The 21336-nt window shown below is 56.0% G+C and carries 21 protein-coding genes and 1 pseudogene; 14 read left to right on the top strand and 8 right to left on the bottom strand.

Features of this window, described 5'->3' with window-relative positions; all coding sequences use genetic code 11:
* Positions 1-2: 2 nt before the first annotated feature.
* Positions 3-407 (bottom strand): NIL domain-containing protein, encoded by a 405-nt coding sequence (locus ACVWXE_RS03155; protein WP_414344412.1) that lies wholly within the window; start codon positions 405-407, stop codon positions 3-5.
* Positions 408-713: 306 nt separating this feature from the next.
* On the opposite strand from ACVWXE_RS03155, the gene ACVWXE_RS03150 reads away from it, so the two are divergent.
* On the top strand, positions 714-884 hold the full coding sequence (locus ACVWXE_RS03150; RefSeq protein ID WP_187147233.1) for a hypothetical protein: 171 nt from the start codon (positions 714-716) through the stop codon (positions 882-884).
* A 7-nt stretch (positions 885-891) separates the two neighbouring features.
* Entirely contained in the window at positions 892-3327 is a 2436-nt protein-coding gene (locus tag ACVWXE_RS03145; protein ID WP_457489566.1) for an endonuclease MutS2, read from the top strand.
* A 95-nt stretch (positions 3328-3422) separates the two neighbouring features.
* Here ACVWXE_RS03145 and ACVWXE_RS03140 read toward each other — a convergent pair whose 3' ends face one another.
* The gene (locus ACVWXE_RS03140; protein WP_011433939.1) at positions 3423-3677 is read right to left on the bottom strand and encodes a hypothetical protein; all 255 of its coding nucleotides are present in this window, start codon (positions 3675-3677) and stop codon (positions 3423-3425) included.
* Between the two features lie 72 nt (positions 3678-3749).
* On the opposite strand from ACVWXE_RS03140, the pseudogene ACVWXE_RS03135 reads away from it, so the two are divergent.
* Positions 3750-3933: pseudogene (locus ACVWXE_RS03135) on the top strand (hypothetical protein); the annotation flags it as partial.
* A 143-nt stretch (positions 3934-4076) separates the two neighbouring features.
* Here ACVWXE_RS03135 and ACVWXE_RS03130 read toward each other — a convergent pair.
* Together ACVWXE_RS03130 and ACVWXE_RS03125 are read right to left on the bottom strand one after the other, a co-directional pair.
* Positions 4077-4499 (bottom strand): urease subunit beta, encoded by a 423-nt coding sequence (locus ACVWXE_RS03130; RefSeq protein ID WP_457489565.1) that lies wholly within the window; start codon positions 4497-4499, stop codon positions 4077-4079.
* Between the two features lie 49 nt (positions 4500-4548).
* On the bottom strand, positions 4549-4851 hold the full coding sequence (locus ACVWXE_RS03125; protein WP_011433938.1) for an urease subunit gamma: 303 nt from the start codon (positions 4849-4851) through the stop codon (positions 4549-4551).
* A gap of 427 nt (positions 4852-5278) precedes the next feature.
* On the opposite strand from ACVWXE_RS03125, the gene hrcA reads away from it, so the two are divergent.
* The 3 genes from hrcA (at position 5279) to ACVWXE_RS03110 (ending at position 8579) form a co-directional block, all read left to right on the top strand.
* The gene (gene hrcA, locus ACVWXE_RS03120) at positions 5279-6430 is read left to right on the top strand and encodes a heat-inducible transcriptional repressor HrcA (protein WP_414344420.1); all 1152 of its coding nucleotides are present in this window, start codon (positions 5279-5281) and stop codon (positions 6428-6430) included.
* A gap of 53 nt (positions 6431-6483) precedes the next feature.
* Positions 6484-7467, top strand: a complete 984-nt coding sequence (tilS, locus tag ACVWXE_RS03115) for a tRNA lysidine(34) synthetase TilS (protein WP_457489564.1) — start codon at positions 6484-6486, stop codon at positions 7465-7467.
* Between the two features lie 215 nt (positions 7468-7682).
* Entirely contained in the window at positions 7683-8579 is an 897-nt protein-coding gene (locus ACVWXE_RS03110) for a T9SS type A sorting domain-containing protein (protein ID WP_414357574.1), read from the top strand.
* 51 nt (positions 8580-8630) lie between these two features.
* Here the strand turns inward: ACVWXE_RS03110 and ACVWXE_RS03105 are convergent, their stop codons facing one another.
* Positions 8631-9047: an arsenate reductase ArsC gene (locus tag ACVWXE_RS03105; protein ID WP_011433934.1), complete on the bottom strand. Its 417-nt coding sequence runs from the start codon at positions 9045-9047 to the stop codon at positions 8631-8633.
* Positions 9048-10058: an ACR3 family arsenite efflux transporter gene (arsB, locus tag ACVWXE_RS03100; RefSeq protein WP_414328751.1), complete on the bottom strand. Its 1011-nt coding sequence runs from the start codon at positions 10056-10058 to the stop codon at positions 9048-9050. It abuts the gene before it with no gap.
* A gap of 501 nt (positions 10059-10559) precedes the next feature.
* Here arsB and grxD point away from each other — a divergent pair.
* From grxD to ACVWXE_RS03075, 5 genes are all read left to right on the top strand, one after another.
* The gene (gene grxD / locus ACVWXE_RS03095) at positions 10560-10901 is read left to right on the top strand and encodes a Grx4 family monothiol glutaredoxin (protein WP_011433932.1); all 342 of its coding nucleotides are present in this window, start codon (positions 10560-10562) and stop codon (positions 10899-10901) included.
* 29 nt (positions 10902-10930) lie between these two features.
* Positions 10931-11221 (top strand): BolA family protein, encoded by a 291-nt coding sequence (locus ACVWXE_RS03090; RefSeq protein ID WP_414329320.1) that lies wholly within the window; start codon positions 10931-10933, stop codon positions 11219-11221.
* Between the two features lie 44 nt (positions 11222-11265).
* Complete coding sequence (locus tag ACVWXE_RS03085) at positions 11266-11622, top strand: phage holin family protein (RefSeq protein ID WP_011433930.1); 357 nt, start codon at positions 11266-11268, stop codon at positions 11620-11622.
* A gap of 327 nt (positions 11623-11949) precedes the next feature.
* On the top strand, positions 11950-13506 hold the full coding sequence (locus ACVWXE_RS03080) for a B12-binding domain-containing radical SAM protein (RefSeq protein ID WP_457489563.1): 1557 nt from the start codon (positions 11950-11952) through the stop codon (positions 13504-13506).
* A gap of 51 nt (positions 13507-13557) precedes the next feature.
* A complete protein-coding gene (locus tag ACVWXE_RS03075) occupies positions 13558-14718 on the top strand; it encodes a SpoIID/LytB domain-containing protein (protein WP_457489562.1) in 1161 nt (386 codons plus the stop codon).
* A 1-nt stretch (position 14719) separates the two neighbouring features.
* On the opposite strand, the gene ACVWXE_RS03070 is transcribed toward ACVWXE_RS03075, so the two are convergent.
* Positions 14720-15955, bottom strand: coding sequence for an RNA-guided endonuclease InsQ/TnpB family protein (locus ACVWXE_RS03070; RefSeq protein ID WP_457489561.1), 1236 nt, complete (start codon positions 15953-15955; stop codon positions 14720-14722).
* Between the two features lie 115 nt (positions 15956-16070).
* Between ACVWXE_RS03070 and ACVWXE_RS03065 the strand changes: the two genes are divergently transcribed.
* The gene (locus tag ACVWXE_RS03065; RefSeq protein ID WP_011433927.1) at positions 16071-16238 is read left to right on the top strand and encodes a hypothetical protein; all 168 of its coding nucleotides are present in this window, start codon (positions 16071-16073) and stop codon (positions 16236-16238) included.
* Positions 16239-16327: 89 nt separating this feature from the next.
* Here the strand turns inward: ACVWXE_RS03065 and topA are convergent, their stop codons facing one another.
* A complete protein-coding gene (gene topA / locus ACVWXE_RS03060; protein WP_457489560.1) occupies positions 16328-19123 on the bottom strand; it encodes a type I DNA topoisomerase in 2796 nt (931 codons plus the stop codon).
* Between the two features lie 196 nt (positions 19124-19319).
* Between topA and ACVWXE_RS03055 the strand changes: the two genes are divergently transcribed.
* Both ACVWXE_RS03055 and ACVWXE_RS03050 read left to right on the top strand, forming a co-directional pair.
* Positions 19320-19745, top strand: a complete 426-nt coding sequence (locus ACVWXE_RS03055; protein ID WP_414408912.1) for a VOC family protein — start codon at positions 19320-19322, stop codon at positions 19743-19745.
* A 572-nt stretch (positions 19746-20317) separates the two neighbouring features.
* Positions 20318-21286: a CobW family GTP-binding protein gene (locus ACVWXE_RS03050; RefSeq protein ID WP_457489559.1), complete on the top strand. Its 969-nt coding sequence runs from the start codon at positions 20318-20320 to the stop codon at positions 21284-21286.
* Positions 21287-21336: the final 50 nt, after the last annotated feature.

The raw sequence follows: 21336 nt of genomic DNA, 5'->3' as shown, positions 1-21336 counted from the left end.
GACTACAAGCTGGTGCTGATCGCCCCAACGGGGCAGGTGGCAACACACTGTTCGCACATGACACAGCGGTTGCGAGAGAACTCCAGCTTCCAGCTGGGAGCAGAAATCTTCAGGGCCTCGGTTGGGCAAACTCCCGTACACAATCCACAGTCCACGCACAAGTCTGGGTCGATTTGAATTTCCTTGGCCCGTTCAGTCACCTCAATGCCCAAAGACTGTACCCATTCCAATCCTGCTTCCACCTGGTCGATATCCCCTGACAGCTCCACCACCAAAGTGCCCACTTCGTTGGGGGCTACCCTGGCGCGCACGATATTGGCAGCCACATCGAAGTCTTTGGCCAACCGATAGGTGAGAGGCACATTCACCAAATGGCGGGGGAAAATGAGGGTGACTCGTTTGCGCACGGATCTTGCACGGATCTTGAGTGTTTTGAGTGCAGCAACTTCCTTCAGTATGGCAGGCTTGTGAGGTTCAGTTTGGCCGTGAATGCAGCTCACTTCCACCCTCCACAGGACACCCAAGGCGAACCCCACAGCGGTAGGGCGGGGCTTTGAACCCAGTTTTTCGGTGAGCTCAGCTTCTTGGGAAGATCACCAGAGGCAGCGCGTGAGACAACGGCGCCATTATCAGCGTGCCCCTCTCACCAAAAGCTATCTGTGGAAGCCGACCCAGAGCCTGCCACAATAGGATGGAGAGCGTCCCCGATCCCTATGAACCCATCTTTTGCTCAGCCCCGTCTCAACTCAGAGCAGTACCGCCAGATGCTGGTGCGGGATGGCGAACGTCGCTTCCGCGAGTGGCACACTGCCTTCCTCAAGTATCAACAGCAGTTTTTGCAGGAGATGAAGCAACTGCGTCTCCAGGGTTCTTTGCATCGCTGAATGGTTAATGCCCACCGTCCCCACCTTGCACCCGCTGCCAGTCTTTTCCAAGCCCGATCCCTCCCCAGGGCCTACGGCCCGCCAAGACGAAGGGCAAGAAACTTTGGAATTGTTGGAGTGGCCCCGCCTCTGTCAACACTTGGCCACCTTTGCGGCCACACCCTTGGGCCGTCGTGCCTGCCTAGAGCTGGATCCCTGGCAGAGCCGCGCCGATAGCGAAGCCTACCTCGATCAGACTGAGGAAGCGATCCGCCTCGATCGCACACAGGCCGGGGGACTTTCTATGGCAGGGATCCACAACTTGCTGCCGGCTTTGGAACGGGCCGAACGGGGGGGGATCCTGAGCGGGGAAGAGCTGGTGCAGATCGCTACAACTCTGGGGGCAGCCCGCCGCATCCGCCGCCTGATCGATGATCATGACCATCTGCCCCACCTGCAGGCCTGGGTGAGCAACCTGCGCACCTACCCGGAGCTGGAGCAGGAGATCTTCCGCTGCCTGGAGGAGCATGGTGAGGTGCGGGACAGCGCCAGCCCTACCCTTGCGGATCTGCGCCAGCAGCAGCGGCGGCAACGCAGCCAGATCCAAGAGCAGCTGCAACAATTGATGAGCCAGTATCCCCAGGCGCTGCAGGATACCCTGATTGGCCAGCGGCAGGGGCGGTTTGTCCTGATGGTGAAGGCCACCCATCGGGATCTCATCCGCGGCCTTGTGCACGACAGCTCTGCCAGTGGAGCCACCCTCTATGTGGAGCCCTACGCTGTGGTGGAACTGGGCAACCGCTGGCGAGAAACCCAAGCTCAGATTCAGGCGGAGGAAGAGCGGATCTTGGCCGCGCTCTCGGCTCAGGTGGCAGCCGTGGCCACCGATCTGGAGCATCTGCAGGGGGTGATGGTGGGGTTGGATGTGGCTCTGGCTCGGGGTCGCTACAGCCTCTGGCTGGAGGGCAATCGTCCCCAGTTTGTCTCGGCAGGATTGCGCCTGCGTCAGGCCAAGCACCCTCTGCTGCTCTGGCAGTCCCGCGCCGCCGCCCCTTCGGAGGGTCAAGGTTCTGCCGTTGTCCCTATCGACTTTACCCTCTCGGACTCGATTCGGGTCGTAGTCATCACCGGCCCCAACACCGGCGGCAAAACCGTTGCCTTGAAAACCCTAGGGCTGTTGGTGCTCATGGCCAAGGCGGGGATCTTCCTGCCGGCTCAAGATCCGCCCCAACTGCCTTGGTTCGACGGGGTTTACGCCGACATTGGGGACGAACAATCGCTGCAACAAAATCTCTCCACCTTTTCGGGGCACATCCGCCGCATCAGCCGCATGGTACAGGCCCTGCAGTCCACTCCAGAGCCGGCCCTTGTCCTGTTGGATGAGGTGGGGGCGGGCACGGATCCCACCGAAGGAGCTGCCCTGGCGGCTGGGCTGTTGGAGTACCTCTCGGAAAGGGCACTGCTCACCCTGGCTACCACCCACTACGGCGAGCTAAAGGCCCTGAAATACCAACATCCCGGCTTTGAAAATGCCTCAGTGGAGTTCGACGAGGTCACCCTGGCCCCCACCTATCGCCTCTTGTGGGGGATCCCAGGCCGCTCCAACGCCTTGGCCATTGCCCAACGGCTGCAGTTGGATCCAGAGATTCTGCGGCGGGCCCAGCGGCACCTGCAAGGGGAAAGCCAGGTGGATAGGGTCATTGCCGGCCTGGAAGCGCAGCGGGCTCAATTGGAAGAGCGGGCGGCCCAGGTGGGATCCCTGCATCGAGAGCTGGAGAGCCTATATCAACAAATGCAACAGCGTAGCCGCCAAATCGCCGAGCGAGAAGCCCGGCTGGAGCAGAAGCAAAACCAAGAACTACAAGCCCTGTTGGCTGCTGCCCGTCAGGAAGTGGCTGCCGCCATCCGCAAATTGCAGCAGGGAGAGGATCCCCAACGCATTACTGCCGAGCTGGCGCAAATCCAGCAGCGCTACTCTCCCCCACCGCCGCCTGTGGATATGGAGTTTGTGCCAGAGGTGGGAGATCGGGTGCGGCTGAGAGGCTTGGGTCAGACGGGGGAAGTGATCGCCATCGAAGGGGATGTGTATGTGGTGCGCAGCGGCATCCTCAAATTCACAGTGCCACGGGGGCAGTTGGATCCCATTGACGAACACCAGGCTAAGCAACGCCAACGCCCCAAAGCCCCACCTCCCTCCCCTGCAGCCACCGCTCCCCTGAACCTGCGCACCAGCCAGAACACCCTCGATCTGAGGGGGAAAACCGTTGCTGATGCTGAGGCCATTCTGGAACAGCACTTTGCCCAAGCTCCTCCCGGCCCGGTTTGGATCATCCACGGCCACGGCACAGGGCGCCTGAAAGCCGGCGTCCAGGCTTATCTCCAAAATCACCCGCGCGTTCAGCGTTTTTCAGCCGCTGATCCCGAAGACGGCGGTACTGGAGTGACTGTGGCTCATTTACAGTGAGGCTTGTACAGTGAGGCTTGCCAGTGCCAGAAGGGAGTAGGGGTGGTCGCGTTGGCATTCTCGAGTCGGAGACCGGACAAGTGCCGGGCAATGTCTCAAGCTTGACTGTGGAGCACTGCCGCTGCTGAGCTGACGGGCTGGGATCCCTTCTGTTGCCGCTGGCTTTGCCAGAGCCAGTAGCCCCGCACCAGTTGGCTATCCCCAATGAGCTTCAACATCACCGCCACCGTTGCACCTGTCCAACTGAGAGGCCCAAAGGCGGCGCCTGCTGCTGCCAACAGCGCCAACCCAGAAAGATTTAGCCCCAAGCCTTGCACCCACATCCACAAGACAGTCTCGCGCTCTGACATCTGTCAGCTCCTAGAGGAGCATGACTCTAGTCAATAATAAGCTCAACTATACTGAAAATAATGTATAATATGTTCAGTACGGATTACTACCAGTTGATCTTTCTGTTTACTTTCGAGTCTGCCAACATGGTAGCCAAAGCAAAGCAGAAAATTGGTAGTAAGACGACACGGAAACTGCGCTTTGGGTATTCTACTCAAAGCTTTGCGGGATACCGCCATTCTGGTTGGAAACAAACAGAATGCTATCGCTGCATAGTTGAACAGTGATGTTCAGCAGTGTTCAGCGTAAATGTATCAGAAATAGGATAGCCCTACTGTCCTGAATCTGAGCAGAGACGGGGATGGGGTTGAGCCTTGACACCGCTGCCCAAAGCTGCACACTTGGGGGGGCGGTACTCCCTAGGGATTGGCTGCTTCACCCAGCCACTCCTGCAATCGGGCCAGAGCCAGCCGCTTCTGGGCAGCGGAGCGTATCGTGCCCTCCGTGAGCCGATTGAAGCCATGCACCAACCCCTTGCCCCCCAAAGCCACCAGCGTTACCCGATGGGTTTGCCCTGGCTCAAAACGCACTGCGTTGCCGGAAGGGATGTTGAGGCGCATGCCAAAGCTGGCGGCGCGATTGAAAACCAGGGCTCGGTTCACCTCAAAAAAGTGAAAATGGGATCCCACCTGAATGGGCCGATCCCCTCGGTTGGTAACCTCCAGGGTCACGGTGGCCCGTCCGACGTTGGCTTGGATGGGATCCTCTGCCAGCAACAGTTCCCCTGGGATCAGGGCCGGCTCTGCGTTGGCAGCAGGGTTGGTTCTGGATTGGCGAGCCATGGGGACGACCTCCTGAAGTCTCTGGGTCTTTGGAGCATCTGGGGGATCCCTAGCGAATGGGGTGGTGTAGGGTAACCAGCTTGGTTCCGTCGGGGAAAGTAGCCTCCACTTGAATTTCCGGGATCATCTCTGGGATCCCGGGCATCACGTCCTCGCGGGTCAGCCACGTCAGCCCCTCGCTCATCAATTGGGCGACTGTTTTCCCCTCCCGCGCCCCTTCCAAGACTGCTGCGCTCAAGTAGGCCACCGCCTCAGGGTAATTGAGTTTGAGGCCCCGCTGCCGCCGATCCCGAGCCAACTGGGCAGCCAGGTAGATCAACAACTTGTCTTTCTCCTGGGGGGATAAGTACATGGGGCAACCTCAAAGATAAAAAAGGATACAAAGAGGACAGCAGCAGGCCCAGTTGGCCTAGAGTTGACCGAACTCATGCGCAGAAGTCCCCAGTCTTGGCGCAGCGGACTGTTGCTACGCAACAAGGTGGCTAGCCGTAGTTCATCTTCTACCACCTCTGGGCAAAAAAGGGGAGCCCAGGCTACAAGAGATTTCACTCTCTCCTGCACAAGCAGCAGTCTCAACCTCTTCCGACATCGGGTTTTGCAACTTCCTTCCTAGGCAACCCGCTATATAAAGAGTAACAATAGATGCATATAGATTAGAAGATGTAAAAGTCTGTCTGGATTCCTATCTCAGCTCTGAGTTGGTTTATCCTGGAGCAATTTACCGGCTCTGTATTAACAGTTTCCTTTGATAGGCGTTGACTGGGTTCTTTTGATCGGCTATGAAACTCGAACTGACTCCCCGCCAGCGGAAGATTCTCTGGGCGACGGTGCGCAGCTACATTGCGACGGCTGAACCTGTCGGTTCCAAAACCTTGGCCCAGTCCTATAACTTTGGGGTGAGCACGGCCACCATTCGTAACGACCTGGCCACCCTTGAGCAAGTGGGATTGCTGTTTCAACCCCACACCTCTGCGGGTCGGGTTCCCTCCGACTTTGGCTATCGGGTTTATGTCAACGATTTGTTGACCTCCGCCAACAGCGGTGGGATCCCTCACGATGCTCCTCAGCCGGATCCCCATCCCGCTCTGCAACAGTTGATGGATCAGCTTGGCCGTGAGCTGGGAGACGACCTAGACAGCCTCCTGCAAAGGGTAGCTCAGCTTTTGGCCCATCTGAGCGGTTGCATTGCTCTCATCACTCCTCCTCAGGGGCCGGTGGTAGCCATTCATCATGTGCAGTTGGTGTCGGTAGCGCCAGGGCGGGTGATGGTGTTGGTGGTAACCGACTCCTATCAAACCCATTCAGCTCTGGTCAGCCCCCCCGACTGGCCCAGCGACTCCCGAGAGGATTTGGAAGATGAATTGCAATTGCTCAGCAACTTTCTCACCCTGAAGCTGCGGGGCAAAACCTTTGCCGAGTTGCAGGATCTGAGCTGGCTGAAACTGGATGAAGAATTTCGTACCTACGGCCATTGGCTCCAGCAACTGCTGCGCTCGGTGGTGCAACGCTGTCTACAGCCCTCTCTGGGGCAGGTGTTCAGTGCCGGTATGGCCGAGTTGATGCGTCAGCCGGAGTTTTCCCAGGCCCGGCAGGTGCAGGCAGTGATGCAGTTGATCGAGGAGGGAGCCAAGCAACTTCAGGGGATGATTGGGCTCCATTTTGCCGATGGGGGTTTGCCCTCTCTGCCGAGCTCAACGGAGATGGATCAGGAGTCGGGACAGTCTGCCCGCAAGACCCCGGTGATCATCTACATTGGCAGCGAGAATCCACTGGAGTCTCTGCACCACTGCACGGTTATCGCCTCCACTTACCACCGTCGCTCGGCTCCTCTGGGCACCGTCACCTTGCTGGGGCCGACCCGAATGGCCTACGAACGCAGCATTGCTGCTGTGCAGGCGGTGGCCTCTCATCTGACCCGGGCTCTTGCCTAAGGGATCCCATAGCGGCAGGTAGGGTCTGGGTTGTACGTGAGCAATAGCAAGCTGTGGCCAGGCTCTCTCCTCTCCACCTGCGGGTACAGTGCGCCATTCGGCAGCAGCAACTTCTTCACCCTGGCCAGCGACTGCTGGTGGCTTTTTCGGGCGGGCAAGATTCTTTTTGCCTGCTCCAGATCTTGCGGGATTTGCAGCCTCGCTGGGGCTGGCAGATATTTGTTCTGCATTGTGATCACCGCTGGTCGGCAGATGAAACGGAGTGTGCCCGCTTTTTGCAGGGGTGGCTGCAGCAGCAGGGACTACCTCATGCTGTTGAGACTGCGGATCCCATCCGCCGAGATGAGGCAGGGGCCAGGGCTTGGCGCTACCAACAACTGGACAAATGGGCCCGCATCTGGGATTGCAGCGCCGTGGTGATGGGGCATACGGCCACGGATCGAGCAGAGACGTTTTTGTGGAACTTGTTGCGGGGAACAGGAGCCGCCGGGCTGAGCAGCCTGGATTGGCAGCGGCACCTAGACGACCGGGATCCCACCTCTGCCCAGGTGGTGCGACCCCTGCTGGGTCTATACCGTTGGGAAACCGAACAATTTTGCCAACAGCACCAATTGCCGGTCTGGCCGGATCGCAGCAACCAAGATCTGGCCCATGGCCGCAACCGTCTCCGCCTGGAGGTGATGCCTTACTTGAAACAGCACTTCAACCCGCAACTGGAAGCGGCCCTGAATCGGGCTGCCACACTGCTGCAAGCAGAACATGAGCTGGTGGTAGCTCAAGCAGCTCAGCTATGGCCACAGGTATATGAGCCCGCTTTGCCAGGGCTGCGACGGGATCCCTTGCGGGCTGCCCCCTTGGCTCTGCAGCGGCAGGTAATGTTCCAGTTTTTGTCCCTGGTGTTGCCCCACCACCCCACCTTTGAACAGGTAGAAGCCGGGATCCAGCTCTTAAAAGCAGACCGAGGCAGCCGTAGCCCCGATTATCCAGGTGGGCACTGGCTGGAAGTGAAAGGGGATCACTTGGTTTGTTTCCATTAATTTTTCCATTAATTCCACTTCCCCGAAGGGAAGCAACCACTCGATCCGTCATCTCTCCCCTCTCCACCTTCCAGTTTCCATTAATTCCACTTCCCCGAAGGGAAGCGACTGATTCATTAATAGTAAGTATCACCACTGATTGTGGCAATACTTGGATACGATTAGCATCTTATGGTAATAATACAGGCCCGAGTCCATTGGCTACAGCACCTGATATGACCACTGCATTTGTACCTACCCCATCACAATGGGCAACCAAGACAATAGATTTAAGCCCGTATGCTTCTCAAACCGCCGCCAGAATCAGATTCCAATTGCGAAGTGGATGGGGAAATGTTACTTATCTGGATGATATAAACATTAGTGCTGCAACCAATACACCACCAAGCGCTTCTTTTAATGTTTCATCAACTAACATCTGTGCAGGGCAAAGTATTACATTTACCAATACATCTACCAATGCTACTTCCTATAGCTGGTCCTTCCCCGGCGGAACTCCTTCAACAAGTACGGCTGCCAGTCCTACTGTAACATTTAATTCAGCGGGGACATATACTGTAACATTAACAGCTAGCAATTTAAACGGAACAAACACGGCAACAGCCAGTATTGTGGTGAATCCTTTGCCCACACCTACTATAAGTGGTGGCGGTACTATTTGTCAGGGAAGCTCTGTAAATCTTACTGCTTCTGGTGGTAATAGTTTTACTTGGAATACAGGTGCTAATACTGCTTCCATCAATGTAAGCCCTGCATCCACTACTACCTATACCGTTACAGCCACAGCTACTAACGGATGTACAGCAACTGCCACTGCATCGGTTACAGTACTTAACTGTTCTTCGCTGGATGAAGTGATGAATACCTCCAACTTTTTGGTGTATCCCAATCCGGCTACTGATATGATTACCATTGCTCTGCAATTGGCTTCTGCCGAACCGTTGAAAGGAGAACTGATGACAACACTGGGTCAGGTGTTGCAGCAATTTACCATTGCTCCATCTCAGCAGCAAATAACTTTGATCACAGACGGATTGTCTTCTGGAATTTATCTTCTTAGAATATCTGACGGAAAACAAGCGATAACACAACGCATCATGGTTGTAAAATAAATCAGAAAGCCCCGGTTACGGGGCTTTTTTGTTTGTGTTTTCTTACTAGGATTAAGCAATGATAGTCTTTGAAAATTCTTCGCAGAATGTGCGTATCTCATTTCGAACCATACGAAATGCATGCATAATTTCTTCTTCACTTCCGGTTGCTTTGTCAGGATCAGAAAAACTATGATGTATGCGAATGGAATTACCTGGTATGTACGGACAGTTTTCTCTGGCATGATCACATACCGTGATGATGTAATCAAAGGGTATGTTTAAGTATTCATTTACATGGTTGCTGGTATGATGACTGATATCAATTCCATCTTCCTTCATGATTTGTATGGCTCTCGGATTTACGCCATGTATCTCAATACCGGCACTGTAAATATGAGCTTTACCTTGTAACAGATTTTCTAAATAACCATGTACCATTTGACTACGGCAGCTATTACCTGTGCATAAAACCAAGATTTTTTTCATTTAATACCTCCAACTGTTAGCGATGGCTACCAACGATAACATGATGGGTACTTCTATGAGTACACCAACCACCGTGGCTAACGACGCACCTGAATTAAGACCAAAAAGTGATATGGCCACGGCAACTGCGAGTTCAAAAAAATTACTGGCACCAATCATCGCAGCCGGTGCACAAACCGGATGTGATAAACGGAGCAATTTTCCACCCAGCCAGGTTATAAAAAATATGAAGTAGGTTTGAATGGTCAGTGGTATGGCTATCAACAAAATGGTGTATGGATGATCCAGTATGTGTTCGCCCTGAAAGGCAAAGAGTAAAACCAGGGTTGAAAGCAATGCTAGTATGGAAACAGGACGAAGTGCCGGAAGAAATTTTTGTTCAAACCAATCCTTTCCTTTTCGTTGAGGCAATATCCGATTGGTCAGATAACCCGTAGTTAGCGGTATAACAACAAAAACAACCACCGAAGTAATCAGTACTTCATACGGTATCTGTATGTTGGTTACTCCCAGCAGCCATTTTACAATGGGTACAAATGCAACCGGCAGAATAAGATCGTTGACTGAAACTTGTATTAACGTATAATTGGCATCGCCTTTTACCAAATAACTCCACACAAACACCATGGCTGTGCAGGGTGCGGCACCCAGCAGAATGGCGCCTGCCAGGTACTGGTCTGCATCTTCCGGAGTGATCCAGGTAGCATACAGATTTTTAAAGAAAATCCATCCAAACAATGCCATGGTGAAAGGTTTGATCAGCCAGTTTACAGTAACTGTCAGCGCCAGCCCTTTCCAATTTTTTGAAACACCGCCTATCGATGAAAAATCAATCTGTACCATCATCGGGTAGATCATCATCCAAACCAACACCGCTACCGGAATGTTGATGGTATATATCTGCCAGCTTTCAAGCACCGAAACAGAATTCCCCAGTATTTTCCCAAGACCAATGCCTGCAGCAATGCATAGCGAGACCCAAACGGTAAGGTATTTTTCAAAAAACTTCATGGGTTGAAATTTAATTACAGCGTTTCCATTAATTCCACTTCCCCGAAGGGAAGCAACTCCCCCCCATTATAACCCTTGTCCAGAGCGGGATCCAGGGGCCTAGATCGACAGGGTCTCGTTTAAGGACTCCGTCCCGCTGGCGCGAATGGCTGCAATTTCCCCTTGTTTTTCTCCGCCGAGGGGCCTGAAACCCTTGCCCAGAGCGGGATCGACCGGGTCAACGGAAGAATCAGGGTTTGAGGTTTGTCGCCGACCCTGTCGCTAACCATGTTGGTGTAGAAATTAACATGGATCCTGGGGTCGCTGCCTGGATAGGTTGGGGGCTTGGGCCAGCCCTGGGCAATGGGGCTTGCTGGTGGCGTCCGTAGAACAGAGTCTATGAGAGAATCTCTCGGCCCAACCGCGGGAAAAGTGTCGAGCATGTTAAAAGTAGACGAAAATGAGATCTCGATAGGATGCCAGTTTGCCTATCGACTGTTGTCGCTATAGTGGCTGAACACCATGCTAGATCCCCTTTTGGAAGAGAAAATCCGTGAGCAAATCCGCACCCACAAGGTGCTCATCTACATGAAGGGCACCCCGGAAATGCCCCAATGTGGGTTTTCCTATGCCGCCGTTCGTGTGCTGGATAGTTTGGGCTTCCCCTACACGGCGATTAACGTACTCGAGGATCCTGAGATCCGCCAGGGGATTAAAGAGTTTTCCAACTGGCCTACTATCCCGCAGATTTATATTGATGGGGAGTTTGTGGGCGGTTGCGACATCATCCAAGAGATGCACGCCCGCAACGAGCTGCGTCCGCTGGTCGAGGCAGCCTTTGCCAAGGCCACGGCTCAATCTTAAGGGATCCCATCTCATCCAGAGGGGTTGCCATGCTTACCCCCGACTACCTTCGGCAGCACCTGATGGAGAAGCTGCAGGCTCTTCATGTGCAGGTGGAGGATGAGTCCCACCTGCACATCGGCCACGGGGGCGGGACAGGAGGGCACTACCGAGTTCAAGTAGTGTCGCCTTCGTTTGTCGGCAAAACGACCCTACAGCGACATCGCCTGGTGTATGCCGCTCTGGCAGAACACATGGGGCGGAGCATTCATGCTTTGGCCCTGCAAACTTACAGCCCTGAAGAGGTTTCTGCGCAAGGGATCCCTGAGGAGATCAGCTAGCATAGAGGGCAAAATCGCGGCCCCATCAGGGCAGAGGAGGGAGCATGGCAACTCTTTTGGCCACCTGGCTGATGTCAGCCTTGAGTGTAATGATCCTGGCTTGGCTTTTGCCCGGGATCCACGTCTCCGGGTTTGGCGGGGCTTTGGTGGCGGCTCTGGCCATTGGTCTGGTCAATGGTTTGGTTAGGCCGATTCTCCGGCTGATCACCCTGCCGATTACGGTTCTTACCCTGGGTTTGTTTTGGCTGATTTTGAACGGCATTTGTCTAGCCATTGCCGATAAGCTGGCCGGGAATGCTTTCAACATCGATAATTTCGGCTGGGCGTTTATCGGCGCAATTGTACTTTCCATCGTCAGCGGCTTGGTTCAGCAGGTTTTTGAGCAAGGTGCGCCGAACTGACTTCGTCCCCAGCCGTGAGAGGGCAGGGTTTGGTTCAAGATTGCAGGGGGTACGCTAGGGGAACGTCAACACTCAGCCCGACGATAACCAAAACCAACTTTAAGGGATCCCGATAAGCTTTACTCCATTGGCCCTGCCCGCTAAGTTTTTGCCGCAGAACCATAGGATTCTCCACAGATAGCCTGCACAAGATCTGCCAATGGCTAACATCAGCAGGATATTGCGAGCAGGCGTTTGATCTGTGGCTGCTTTATCTAAGCCTAGCAAATCGATAGGAAACCAGTAGGGGATCAAGTTGGTCGATCTGCAACTCAGGAGCTGGTCGGTATGAAGGCATTGCTGCTCTATCCGCGTTTTCCTCAATCATTCTGGTCTTACAATCGCACCATTGAGATGGTGGGGCTAAAAGCGCTAATGCCACCTCTTGGCTTGATCACCGTTGCTGCTCTGCTACCCCAACACTGGGAGATTCGCTTTGTGGATCGCAATGTCGCTGCTGAAACAGAAGCCGATTGGCACTGGTGCGATCTGGTGATCTTGTCGGCCATGCTGGTGCAAAAACAAGATTTCCACGCCCTGACTCGCAAGGCTGTACAACTGGGCAAAAAAGTAGCTGTCGGCGGGCCCTATCCAACTTCTGTGCCGCAAGACGCCCTGGAATCCGGGGCTCACTATTTGGTTTTGGACGAAGGGGAAGTGACCATACCGGCCTTTGTCAAGGCTCTAGAAGCTGGGCAAGAGTCGGGCATTTTTCGGGCCGCCGAAAAGCCGGACGTAACCCAAAGTCCTTTGCCGAGGTTTGATCTGCTGCGTATGGATCAATATTTCATGATGTCAGTCCAATTTTCGCGAGGTTGCCCCTTCAATTGCGAGTTTTGCGACATCATCTCTCTTTACGGACGCAAGCCAAGAACCAAAGAGCCAAGTCAAATGCTAGCTGAGCTACAGGCCCTCTATGACTTGGGCTGGCGGGGTTCGGTATTTGTAGTGGATGACAATTTTATCGGCAATCAGCGCAACGTCAAGCGATTTTTGCGAGAGCTGATCCCTTGGAGCCAGGAGCGCAATTACCCATTTACCTTTATGACAGAGGCTTCAGTCAACCTGGAGGAAGACGAAGAGCTGATGAGGTTGATGGTAGAAGCGGGGTTCTATGCTGTCTTTTTGGGCATTGAGACTCCAGACCAAGACAGCTTACAGATGACCCAAAAGCTCCAGAATACCCGCCACCCTTTGGTGGAGGCCTGTCGCAAGATCAACGATGCTGGACTGCTAATCTATGCTGGGTTTATTCTGGGCTTTGATGGAGAGCGGCCAGGAGCAGGGGAGCGCATTCAGGCTTTTGTCGAGCAAACCGGTATTCCTCAGCCAATGCTGGGCATTTTACAGGCTTTGCCAAACACGCAACTCTGGAATCGCTTGAAGAAGGAGGAACGTTTGCTGGAAGGGATCGGCGTTACTGAGTTCGGCGATCAAAATACGCTGATGAATTTCATTCCCACCCGTTCTCTATCGGAGATTGCCCGAGAGTATCTGGAAAGTTTTTGGAAACTGTATGATCCTGCGCGATATTTATCTCGCTGCCTGCAACAATGCCTGAATATCGGCATCAAAGATGGCCGGCGGCAAATGATGAAGCTGCCCCTCCGCAAAGGGATCCATCTGCTTCTACAACTCATCTGGCGGCAAGGGATCCTTCATCCCGAAATCCGCGCCCAATTTTGGCGGCAGCTATGGACGATTTGGCGACAGAAACCGAGCCTGCTGAACCTATATTTGGGCCTCTGCGCTGCAGGAGAACACTTTTGGGAATATCGGGAATTGGCCCGCGCCCGGCTTACCCAGCAACTGGGATACGATCCCTTGCTGGCCAGCTCATCTTGACAGTATTTCTGGGGGAATGGTCTATCGATAGAGGATGCCCGGATGGGGCCTATGCGGCGACGACAGTTGGGGGCGATGGTGCTGGGATCCCTGTGGGCTGTTTGGGGAGGCTCTCGGCAGGCCCAAACGTCCGGGCGCGGAGATTGGCTGGCCGTGGAGCTGTTCAGCCGCTGGAGTGCGGATCCCTTGGCCGAGTTGGAGCTGGTTGGCCCTTTTGTTTTAAATCAGCAGCCTTTTCCAACAGGTGCCTGGAAGTTACAGGTGCGCCGCCAAGAGCTCCTGCTGACCGGGCCGGGACAGCCTCGTCGCTACCAGGGATCCCTTTGGCTACAGGGGGGAGCTCTGCGCTCCCTCGCAGGGGAGGAGCGTCGCTATCGGGGCTGGGTACAGATTCGTCCCAAGGGTTTAGGTCGCCTGCATCTGGTGAATTGGGTGAAGTTGGAAGACTATCTGCTGGCTTTGGTGCCCAGCGAAATGCCCGCCGATTGGCCAGCTGCCGCCTTGCAGGCGCAAGCCATCTTGGCCCGTACCTTGGCCGTTCCCCATCTGTGCCCCGGCCCCAGAAGAGAATGGCCCTCTGCCCCGATAAGGCCATTGCAAGACTCCACCGCCCACCAGTTTTATGGTGGCCTGGCCTATGAAACGGCGGCGACCACTGCTGCGGTGCAGGCAACCCGAGGGCAGATCCTAACCCATGCCGGCCAGCCGATAGAGGTTCTGTTTCACTCCACCTGCGGCGGTCACACCAGTGCCAACCAGGATATTTTTGCCCCACCCGCCCGCCCCTACCTACAAGGGGTGATCTGTGACGGGTGTCGTGCCTCTCCTTTCTATGGCCCTCACAGCGTCCGGCTCAGCCGACGGGAGTTGGAGCAAGCCTTGGGCAACGGCGATCTGGAGATTGTGCAGTCGGATCCCTGGGGTCGCCCTGTGCGCATCCGCGTTGGATCCCAACTGTTGACTGGCCAAGAGTTTGTGCTGCGCCTTGGCCAAACCCTGGGTTGGGGGATCCTCCCCAGCAACCGCTTCACATGGGAACGTCTCCAGCCAAAGCCCGGCCAGCAGGAAGTGTACCTTTTCACCTATCGTGGGGCCGGCCATGGGGTGGGACTGTGTCAGTGGGGATCCCGCGGCTTGGCCGAGAAGGGCTACACGGCGCCGCAAATCCTCAATCACTACTTCCCCGGCACCCAGGTGATAACGTTGAGGTAAACTACCCGGCTCTGACCGCTAAAGCGGTACGGAGCGGGCTTTCAGTAGCCCTGAGCCTGCTCTGCTCTACCAGAGAACAAAACAGGCCCGAACCTCTAGGCTGGTTTACGGCAGCCCCCAAAAGCGCAATCACATTCGCACCATTCAAATCCGCATCTCCTTCCCATCCACAGTGCCCACACTTAAACTTCTTTCCACTGCGGTAGGACTTGCCCTGCTCAGGGTGGATGTGTAAGCACCGGTGACAGGTCTGCGACGTGTAGGCAGGCGGCACAAGAATCAGAGAAACCCCTGCAACCCTCGCCTTGTATTCCAGAAACTGACGTAGTTGGTAGAACGCCCAACTGTTGGCCCTGCGCCGCTCGGCTTTGCTGCGCGGCTGTTGATTGACTCTTTTCCGGATCCCTGTCAGGTCTTCCAGGGCAATAGCGCTGTTGGTAGCCTTTGCCCTAGAGACAATAGCTTTGGAGATGCGATGATTGACCCACGCCTGAAAGCGCCTCTCCTTGCCAGACAGCCGTTGCAACAGTTCTCTGCATCTGCGCCGCGAACTGCGTGTGCCCTTACTGGCTTTGCGTTGGAGTACCGCCCTCAGCTTGGAGTAGTGGTCTCGGATTCGGTTCAACTGCTGTCCATTCCAGTTATCACCCTCTGACGTATGAGCAATATCCGTCCTCCCCAAGTCCACCCCCAGCACTCTGCCCGTGCGTTGCGGTGGGGATGGCTCCGCTTCCACACAGATTTGAATAGAGTAGGAGCCGTCTTTACGCTTGACCAGAGTGGCAGATTTGGGATTGGAGCCCGCCAGCCGTTCTCTCTGGTAGCGGCCAATCGCCAGCTCAAAGCGCTCCCGACCCTCCACTGTGGTCAGCGACACCGACCAGTCTTTCTCGCGGAACGAAAAGATACGAGCGTCGTAGGTAGCGAAGCCACCCTTGAACGCTTTGACGGGGCGGTTTTTCTGTTGGGCAACTTTACGGGCGCCGGCCAGCCGTCTGCAGACCTGCTGGTCGCGTAAGCGGGACGTAGTCCTTGCCAAGTTACTGGACAAGCCGAACCGGGCACGGATTTCGCGGTAGCACAGAGACTGGAGCTTAACGGCGTTGGCGACTTTCTCCGGCGTGTTCTGGTTGACCCAGTTCAAGGCTTGGCCAAAAGCCTCCAAAGTCGCGTCCAATTTGGCGGCTTGCGACTGGGACGCCTTGAGCTTGCAGGATACGGTCAGGACTTGGGTCATGGTTCTATCATAACTTCCGCATTCCTCCCGACACTGACCCTACGGGTACAGTGCGGGGCTCCTGCGATTTCTAGCTGAAGGCTGTTGGCCCCGACTCCAACTCTCATTTACTCCCGTGTCCCTTGCACACCCCCATCGTCGCCATCCTGCCTACTGCTACTGCAGTGAGCTGGAACACGCCCAGATTCCCAAGCGCCAGCAGCAGGATCCCTTGCCGTTTGCAGAAGCAATGGGTTGCATTGCCAATCAGGAAGCCGCCGTGGCCGCTGCTTGCGGCCCTTGAAGCAGTTGTGTCGTCAGCAAAACTGTTACATGGCTAACCCCTAAGCCACCCTGAGCAGGCGACCTTGGGCTGTGGCAGAAAAGCTGACTTCAGGCGCGAGCTTTGGGCGTGATCCTCACAATAGTGGGACGGGATCCCACCTGGGCTGACCCATTCGCTTGCGGCTCTTTGGCCATCCCGCCGCCGGTGGAAGTTGTTTGTGCTTTACGCCGCTTCTGCGGCACAGCATCTCCAGCCGGCTGGGCTGTAGGGCTGCTGGAGGCAGTTTTGGCTTGGGTTTTACTGACCGAGGAGCCCGCTTTGCCGGTCGAGCGGCTTTTCCCCTCGACCTCTGCAGAAGAGCCTTCCTTTTCGGCCAGCACCTGCAGGGCCATTTCCAGGGTAACCGCTTCGGCAGGGATCCCTTTGGGCAAAGAGGCATTGACCTTGCCATGTTTGACATACAGCCCGTAGGGGCCGTCGTGCAGATTGACCGGCTCACCATCCTCAGGATGGGATCCCAGCTCCCGCAGCGGCTTGGCCGAGGCGCGCCCACGGCTTTTCTTGGGCTGGGCCAGCAGCTCCAGCGCCCGCTCCAGGCTGATGGTCAGCACATCCTCCTCGGCGGGCAGAGAGCGGAAATCGCCATCACAGACTACGTAGGGGCCGAAGCGGCCAATACCGGCCTGCACCTTTTTCCCCGATTCCGGGTGTTCCCCCAAGGTGCGAGGCAAGCTCAGCAACCCCAAGGCAATCTCTGGCGTGACCTGATCCGGTTTCAACCCTTTGGGCAGGGAGGTGCGCTTGGGTTTTTTGTTGTCCTCAGAAACTTCTCCCAATTGCACATAGGGGCCGTAGGGGCCCTGCGGGATCACATAGATTGGCTCCTGGGTTTCCGGGTGAAAGGCAATGGGCTTGGGGCCTTCTTGCTTCCGCTGGATTAGCTCCGCAATGTGTTCTGGGCTCAGATCGGCGGGGGGAATATCCTCCGGCAAGTTGGCGCGCACCTCTCCAGACTCAGTTTCAACTGCTACATAGGGGCCATAGGGGCCAATGCCGATCTTGACAGGCAGGTTCTCCAGATGGATGGAGCGGGCCAGGCCGGAATCAATTTCCAGCTCGCGCGCCTTCACCTGTCCCTCGAGACCCTGCTCGCCCAAGAAGAAATGGCGCAGATAGGGCAGCCACTCCGCCTGTCCAGAAGCAATGTCGTCCAGCGTTTGCTCCATCTCGGCAGTGAAGCGGGTATTCACCAGGTTGGGAAAGTATTTTTCCAGCAGCTCGGTGACTGCAAAAGCTGTGTAGGTGGGCACGAGGGCACTTCCCATCGGCCTGACGTAGCCACGGCTCATGATCGTATTCAAGATGGTGGCGTAGGTGCTGGGGCGGCCAATGCCCTCACTTTCCAACACCTTGACCAAGGAGGCTTCCGTATATCGGGCTGGAGGCTGGGTTTCGTGGGCAACGGGTTCCAGCTTCTGGCAGCGGAGGGGATCCCCCTGCCGCAACAGAGGCAGATGCACCTCCCGATCTTCCAAAGCCGCCTCTGGGTCGTCGGATCCCTCCACATAGGCGCGGAAAAAGCCGGGAAAATCGATGCGCTTGCCGCTGGCCCGGAACACCGCATCGTCTACGGCGATGAGTACGATGGTGTGGGTCTGCCGCGCCTCAGCCATTTGGCTGGCGACGGTGCGCTTCCAGATCAGGTCGTAGAGGGCCAGCTCTTGGCCGGACAGAGGAGTTTGGCTGGGCAGACGAAACTCCGATCCGGCAGGACGAATGGCCTCGTGGGCTTCTTGCGCCCCTTTGGTTTTGGTGGTGTACTGACGGGGTTCGGGGCTGAGATATTCTCTGCCGTACATCGACTCCACGCAGGCGCGGGCAGCGCGGATGGCCTGCTCCGACAGGTGGACCGAATCGGTGCGCATGTAGGTGATGTAGCCCTCTTCGTAGAGCTTTTGGGCAATGCGCATCGTCTGCTGGGCCGACAGGTGCAGCTTGCGGTTGGCCTCCTGCTGCAGGGTGGAGGTGGTAAAGGGAGGGGCAGGTTTGCGGGTGGAGGGGCGCTCTTCCACAGAGCTGACGATCCAGGCTTTTCCCAGCAAGCAATCCCGCAGGGCCTCGGCCTGGGCCTGATCCAACAACACCACATCCCGCCCGGCAATGAGCTGGCCGGTGCTGGGATCGAAGTCTTGCCCATTGGCCAGGCGTTTGCCACCCAAGCTCACCAGCTCTGCTGGAAAGACAGCCTGCTGGCCGGCGACGGTCGTTTTGGGCTGCAGCTCCGCTTTGAGATCCCAGTAGGAGGCTTTTCTGAAGGCCCGCCGCTCCCGCTCTCGATCCACCAAAAGCTTGACCGCCACCGACTGCACCCGCCCTGCCGAGAGTTTGGGGGCAATTTTTTTCCACAGCAGCGGCGACAGGGTATAGCCCACCAGGCGATCCAAGATGCGGCGGGTCTCCTGGGCACGCACCAGTTGTTCATCCACCTCACGGCAGTTTTGCAGCGCCTCCTGAATGGCCTCGCGGGTGATCTCGTGGAACACCATGCGGCGGGTGGGCACTTTGGGTTGCAGCACCTGTTGCAAGTGCCAGCTAATGCTTTCCCCTTCGCGATCCTCGTCGGTGGCCAGGATCAGCTCGTCGGCTTTCTTGAGGGCCTCTTTCAGCTCCTTGACCACCTTTCTTTTGTCTTTGGGGATGACGTAGAGGGGCTCGAAGTCGGCGTGGACATTGACCCCCAGGCGGCTCCACTCTTCTCCTTTCAATTCTTCTGGAATTTCAGATGCCGAATCGGGGAGATCCCGCACATGTCCCATCGAGGCCTGAACTTCGTACCCTGCGGGCAAGAATCCACGGATGGTACGGGCTTTGGTGGGAGATTCGACAATAACCAGCTTAGACATGATGATGTTGGCAGTAATCAGCTTGGGTTGTCGCGCTTCCCGCTTCGGGGATCCGGCAGGCCAGCGTACACCGCAAGAGGTGCTCTGAGATAGACAGCCTACTTTTCTGGAGCGTAGCAAGTCTGTCTGCGCTTGACCAGCCGTCAGCGGCGATTGATCTGAGCGGTCTGCCCCCATCTGGCTGCTTTACAGGACGATGAAACTGCACCATTTTTCCATTCGCACCGCCGATATCTTCCGCTCCATCGCCTTTTACGAGGGGTTGGGCTTTGCGGTAGAAGAACGTTTTACTGCTGGGATCACGTTGGCCTGCTGGATGCGTGGTCCCTGGGGGCGCTTAGAGCTGATGCAGGTGCCGGAGCCCCGGCCTGCCCCGGATCCCTTTGGGGATCCCCACTATGTGGGCTACTACCATCCCGCTTTGGAGATCGAGCCTGCATGGGAATCCTTGGCCGCTTATTTGGAGCATCTGCAGGCGCAAGTGCCGTTCACCCTGCTGCTCCCGCCCCAGCAGCAGCAAATCGGCAATCAAATCTACGAGGTGGCCTTCATTGCCGATCCCGATGGCCTACCCATCGAGTTGCTCCGCCTACAGGGATCCCCAAAATCCGAACGGGGTTAGCAGTCTGCATTCGGCAAGGGGAGTGGTTGAGGCTTTCACCCAGAGAAGTGGCGCCGACGTTTGCTGAGCTGCCGATCCTTCTGTTGGACTTGCCATTGGGTGGAATCCAAAATTATGGTTGTTTCAGGTTAAGATGGGGAACCTGAGCTACTGAGAAAAGCCTTCTGGCCCCCTATATTGCTTCGCAACGCTGACGCGACGACGCGACCAACGGTTTAGGTGTGGGCAAAGTGTCCTAGTTTGAATCGAAATGACTGTAAGTCTAAGGCTAAGCTGTTGATATCCCCCCTGCCCGAAGGAAAGGGATTCTGGTTCCTGGTTCTGCGATAGCACTAAAACCTATTTAGTTTAGGTTGGATCCAGTCGCGAGACTGTCGGGTTTTTATAGCGCTCCGCGCCGCCGTAGGCGAGAGCAGTTGACTACCCTGCCCCTGCTAACAAACACATATAACTATAACAAACGTATAAAGTAGTACAAAGCTGCCCTGGAAGGGCGGGGCTTTAAACCCAGTTTTCTTGGTAAAGCCTGTGGGGAACTAGAGAGGATTTGTTGGTTGTAGACCGAATTGGCAATGAAAACTCAGCTTCCGGTTACCCTCTTGACGGGCTTTTTGGGCAGTGGTAAGACTACCCTACTCAAGCGCATCTTGGAGGAGGAGCATGGGTTGCGCATTGGAGTGATCCTCAACGAGTTTGGCGAAATTTCCATCGATGGAGAGCTGATCAATCTGCCCGAAGAGGGGCTGATGCAGCTCAGCAATGGTTGCCTTTGTTGCACGGTGCGAGAAGATTTTGAACAGGCAGCCCGAGAGCTGCTGCAGCGTGCCCAGGCGTTGGATTACCTGGTGGTGGAAACCAGTGGGGTAGCGGATCCCAGGCAGGTGACGGAGCTATTTGTGCAGAGGACTTTTCATGAGGAGTTGCGCCTGGATGGCGTGGTGACGTTGGTGGATGGGGCCGAATACTGGCAGAATTTCCGGCGCTCGCAAACTGCTGCCCACCAGATCAGCAGTGCCGACATTGTGTTGCTCAACAAGGTGGACTTAATCGGCGAAGCCGAACGAGAGCGGATCCTTCTGGATCTGCGCCGCTACAACCCCGATGCCCCTTGCCTGCTCACCACCCATGCCCAGGTGCCCTTGGCCCGCATCTTGGATGTGCATGCCTTTCGTCCGGAATTGTGGGATCCCAGGCTCCCCGATTCGGGGACTGAGGCCCACCCCAGCCATCACCTGGAGGAGGACGGGATCCAATCGGTGAGCTTTCAACTGCAGCAGCCGCTGGATTTGGGGGCCTTTCGCGATTGGCTACAAGACTTGTCCGAGACCGTTTTTCGCGCCAAGGGGGTGCTGTCGGTTCTGGATGAGCCGCAGCGGGTTATCTTCCATCAAGTGGGCCAGCGGCAAACCCTTTTTCTGGAACGGGACTGGGATCCCGATGAGCCCCGCCTGTCCAAAATTGTGTTGATCGGCAAGGGGCTGGAGCGGGAGCAGCTAGCTGCCGGCCTCAGCCGGGTGTGTGGGGCAACCGCCGCTGGCTAGAGATCCTCTTCACCACTGCCTATTTCTTTCAATTTCTAGATTGGGTGACC

It is taken from the genome of Thermostichus sp. MS-CIW-41 (assembly GCF_054058915.1).
This window is presented reverse-complemented; position numbering and strand designations above follow the sequence as displayed.

Coding starts and splice junctions, on each gene's coding strand:
- ACVWXE_RS03150 (WP_187147233.1), top strand. CDS start 714: ATGAACCCATCTTTTGCTCAGCCCCGTCTCAACTCAGAGCAGTACCGC.
- ACVWXE_RS03145 (WP_457489566.1), top strand. CDS start 892: ATGCCCACCGTCCCCACCTTGCACCCGCTGCCAGTCTTTTCCAAGCCC.
- ACVWXE_RS03140 (WP_011433939.1), bottom strand. CDS start 3,677: ATGTCAGAGCGCGAGACTGTCTTGTGGATGTGGGTGCAAGGCTTGGGG.
- ACVWXE_RS03130 (WP_457489565.1), bottom strand. CDS start 4,499: ATGGCTCGCCAATCCAGAACCAACCCTGCTGCCAACGCAGAGCCGGCC.
- ACVWXE_RS03125 (WP_011433938.1), bottom strand. CDS start 4,851: ATGTACTTATCCCCCCAGGAGAAAGACAAGTTGTTGATCTACCTGGCT.
- hrcA (WP_414344420.1), top strand. CDS start 5,279: ATGAAACTCGAACTGACTCCCCGCCAGCGGAAGATTCTCTGGGCGACG.
- ACVWXE_RS03110 (WP_414357574.1), top strand. CDS start 7,683: ATGACCACTGCATTTGTACCTACCCCATCACAATGGGCAACCAAGACA.
- ACVWXE_RS03105 (WP_011433934.1), bottom strand. CDS start 9,047: ATGAAAAAAATCTTGGTTTTATGCACAGGTAATAGCTGCCGTAGTCAA.
- arsB (WP_414328751.1), bottom strand. CDS start 10,058: ATGAAGTTTTTTGAAAAATACCTTACCGTTTGGGTCTCGCTATGCATT.
- grxD (WP_011433932.1), top strand. CDS start 10,560: ATGCTAGATCCCCTTTTGGAAGAGAAAATCCGTGAGCAAATCCGCACC.
- ACVWXE_RS03090 (WP_414329320.1), top strand. CDS start 10,931: ATGCTTACCCCCGACTACCTTCGGCAGCACCTGATGGAGAAGCTGCAG.
- ACVWXE_RS03085 (WP_011433930.1), top strand. CDS start 11,266: ATGGCAACTCTTTTGGCCACCTGGCTGATGTCAGCCTTGAGTGTAATG.
- ACVWXE_RS03080 (WP_457489563.1), top strand. CDS start 11,950: ATGAAGGCATTGCTGCTCTATCCGCGTTTTCCTCAATCATTCTGGTCT.
- ACVWXE_RS03075 (WP_457489562.1), top strand. CDS start 13,558: ATGCGGCGACGACAGTTGGGGGCGATGGTGCTGGGATCCCTGTGGGCT.
- ACVWXE_RS03070 (WP_457489561.1), bottom strand. CDS start 15,955: ATGACCCAAGTCCTGACCGTATCCTGCAAGCTCAAGGCGTCCCAGTCG.
- topA (WP_457489560.1), bottom strand. CDS start 19,123: ATGTCTAAGCTGGTTATTGTCGAATCTCCCACCAAAGCCCGTACCATC.
- ACVWXE_RS03055 (WP_414408912.1), top strand. CDS start 19,320: ATGAAACTGCACCATTTTTCCATTCGCACCGCCGATATCTTCCGCTCC.
- ACVWXE_RS03050 (WP_457489559.1), top strand. CDS start 20,318: ATGAAAACTCAGCTTCCGGTTACCCTCTTGACGGGCTTTTTGGGCAGT.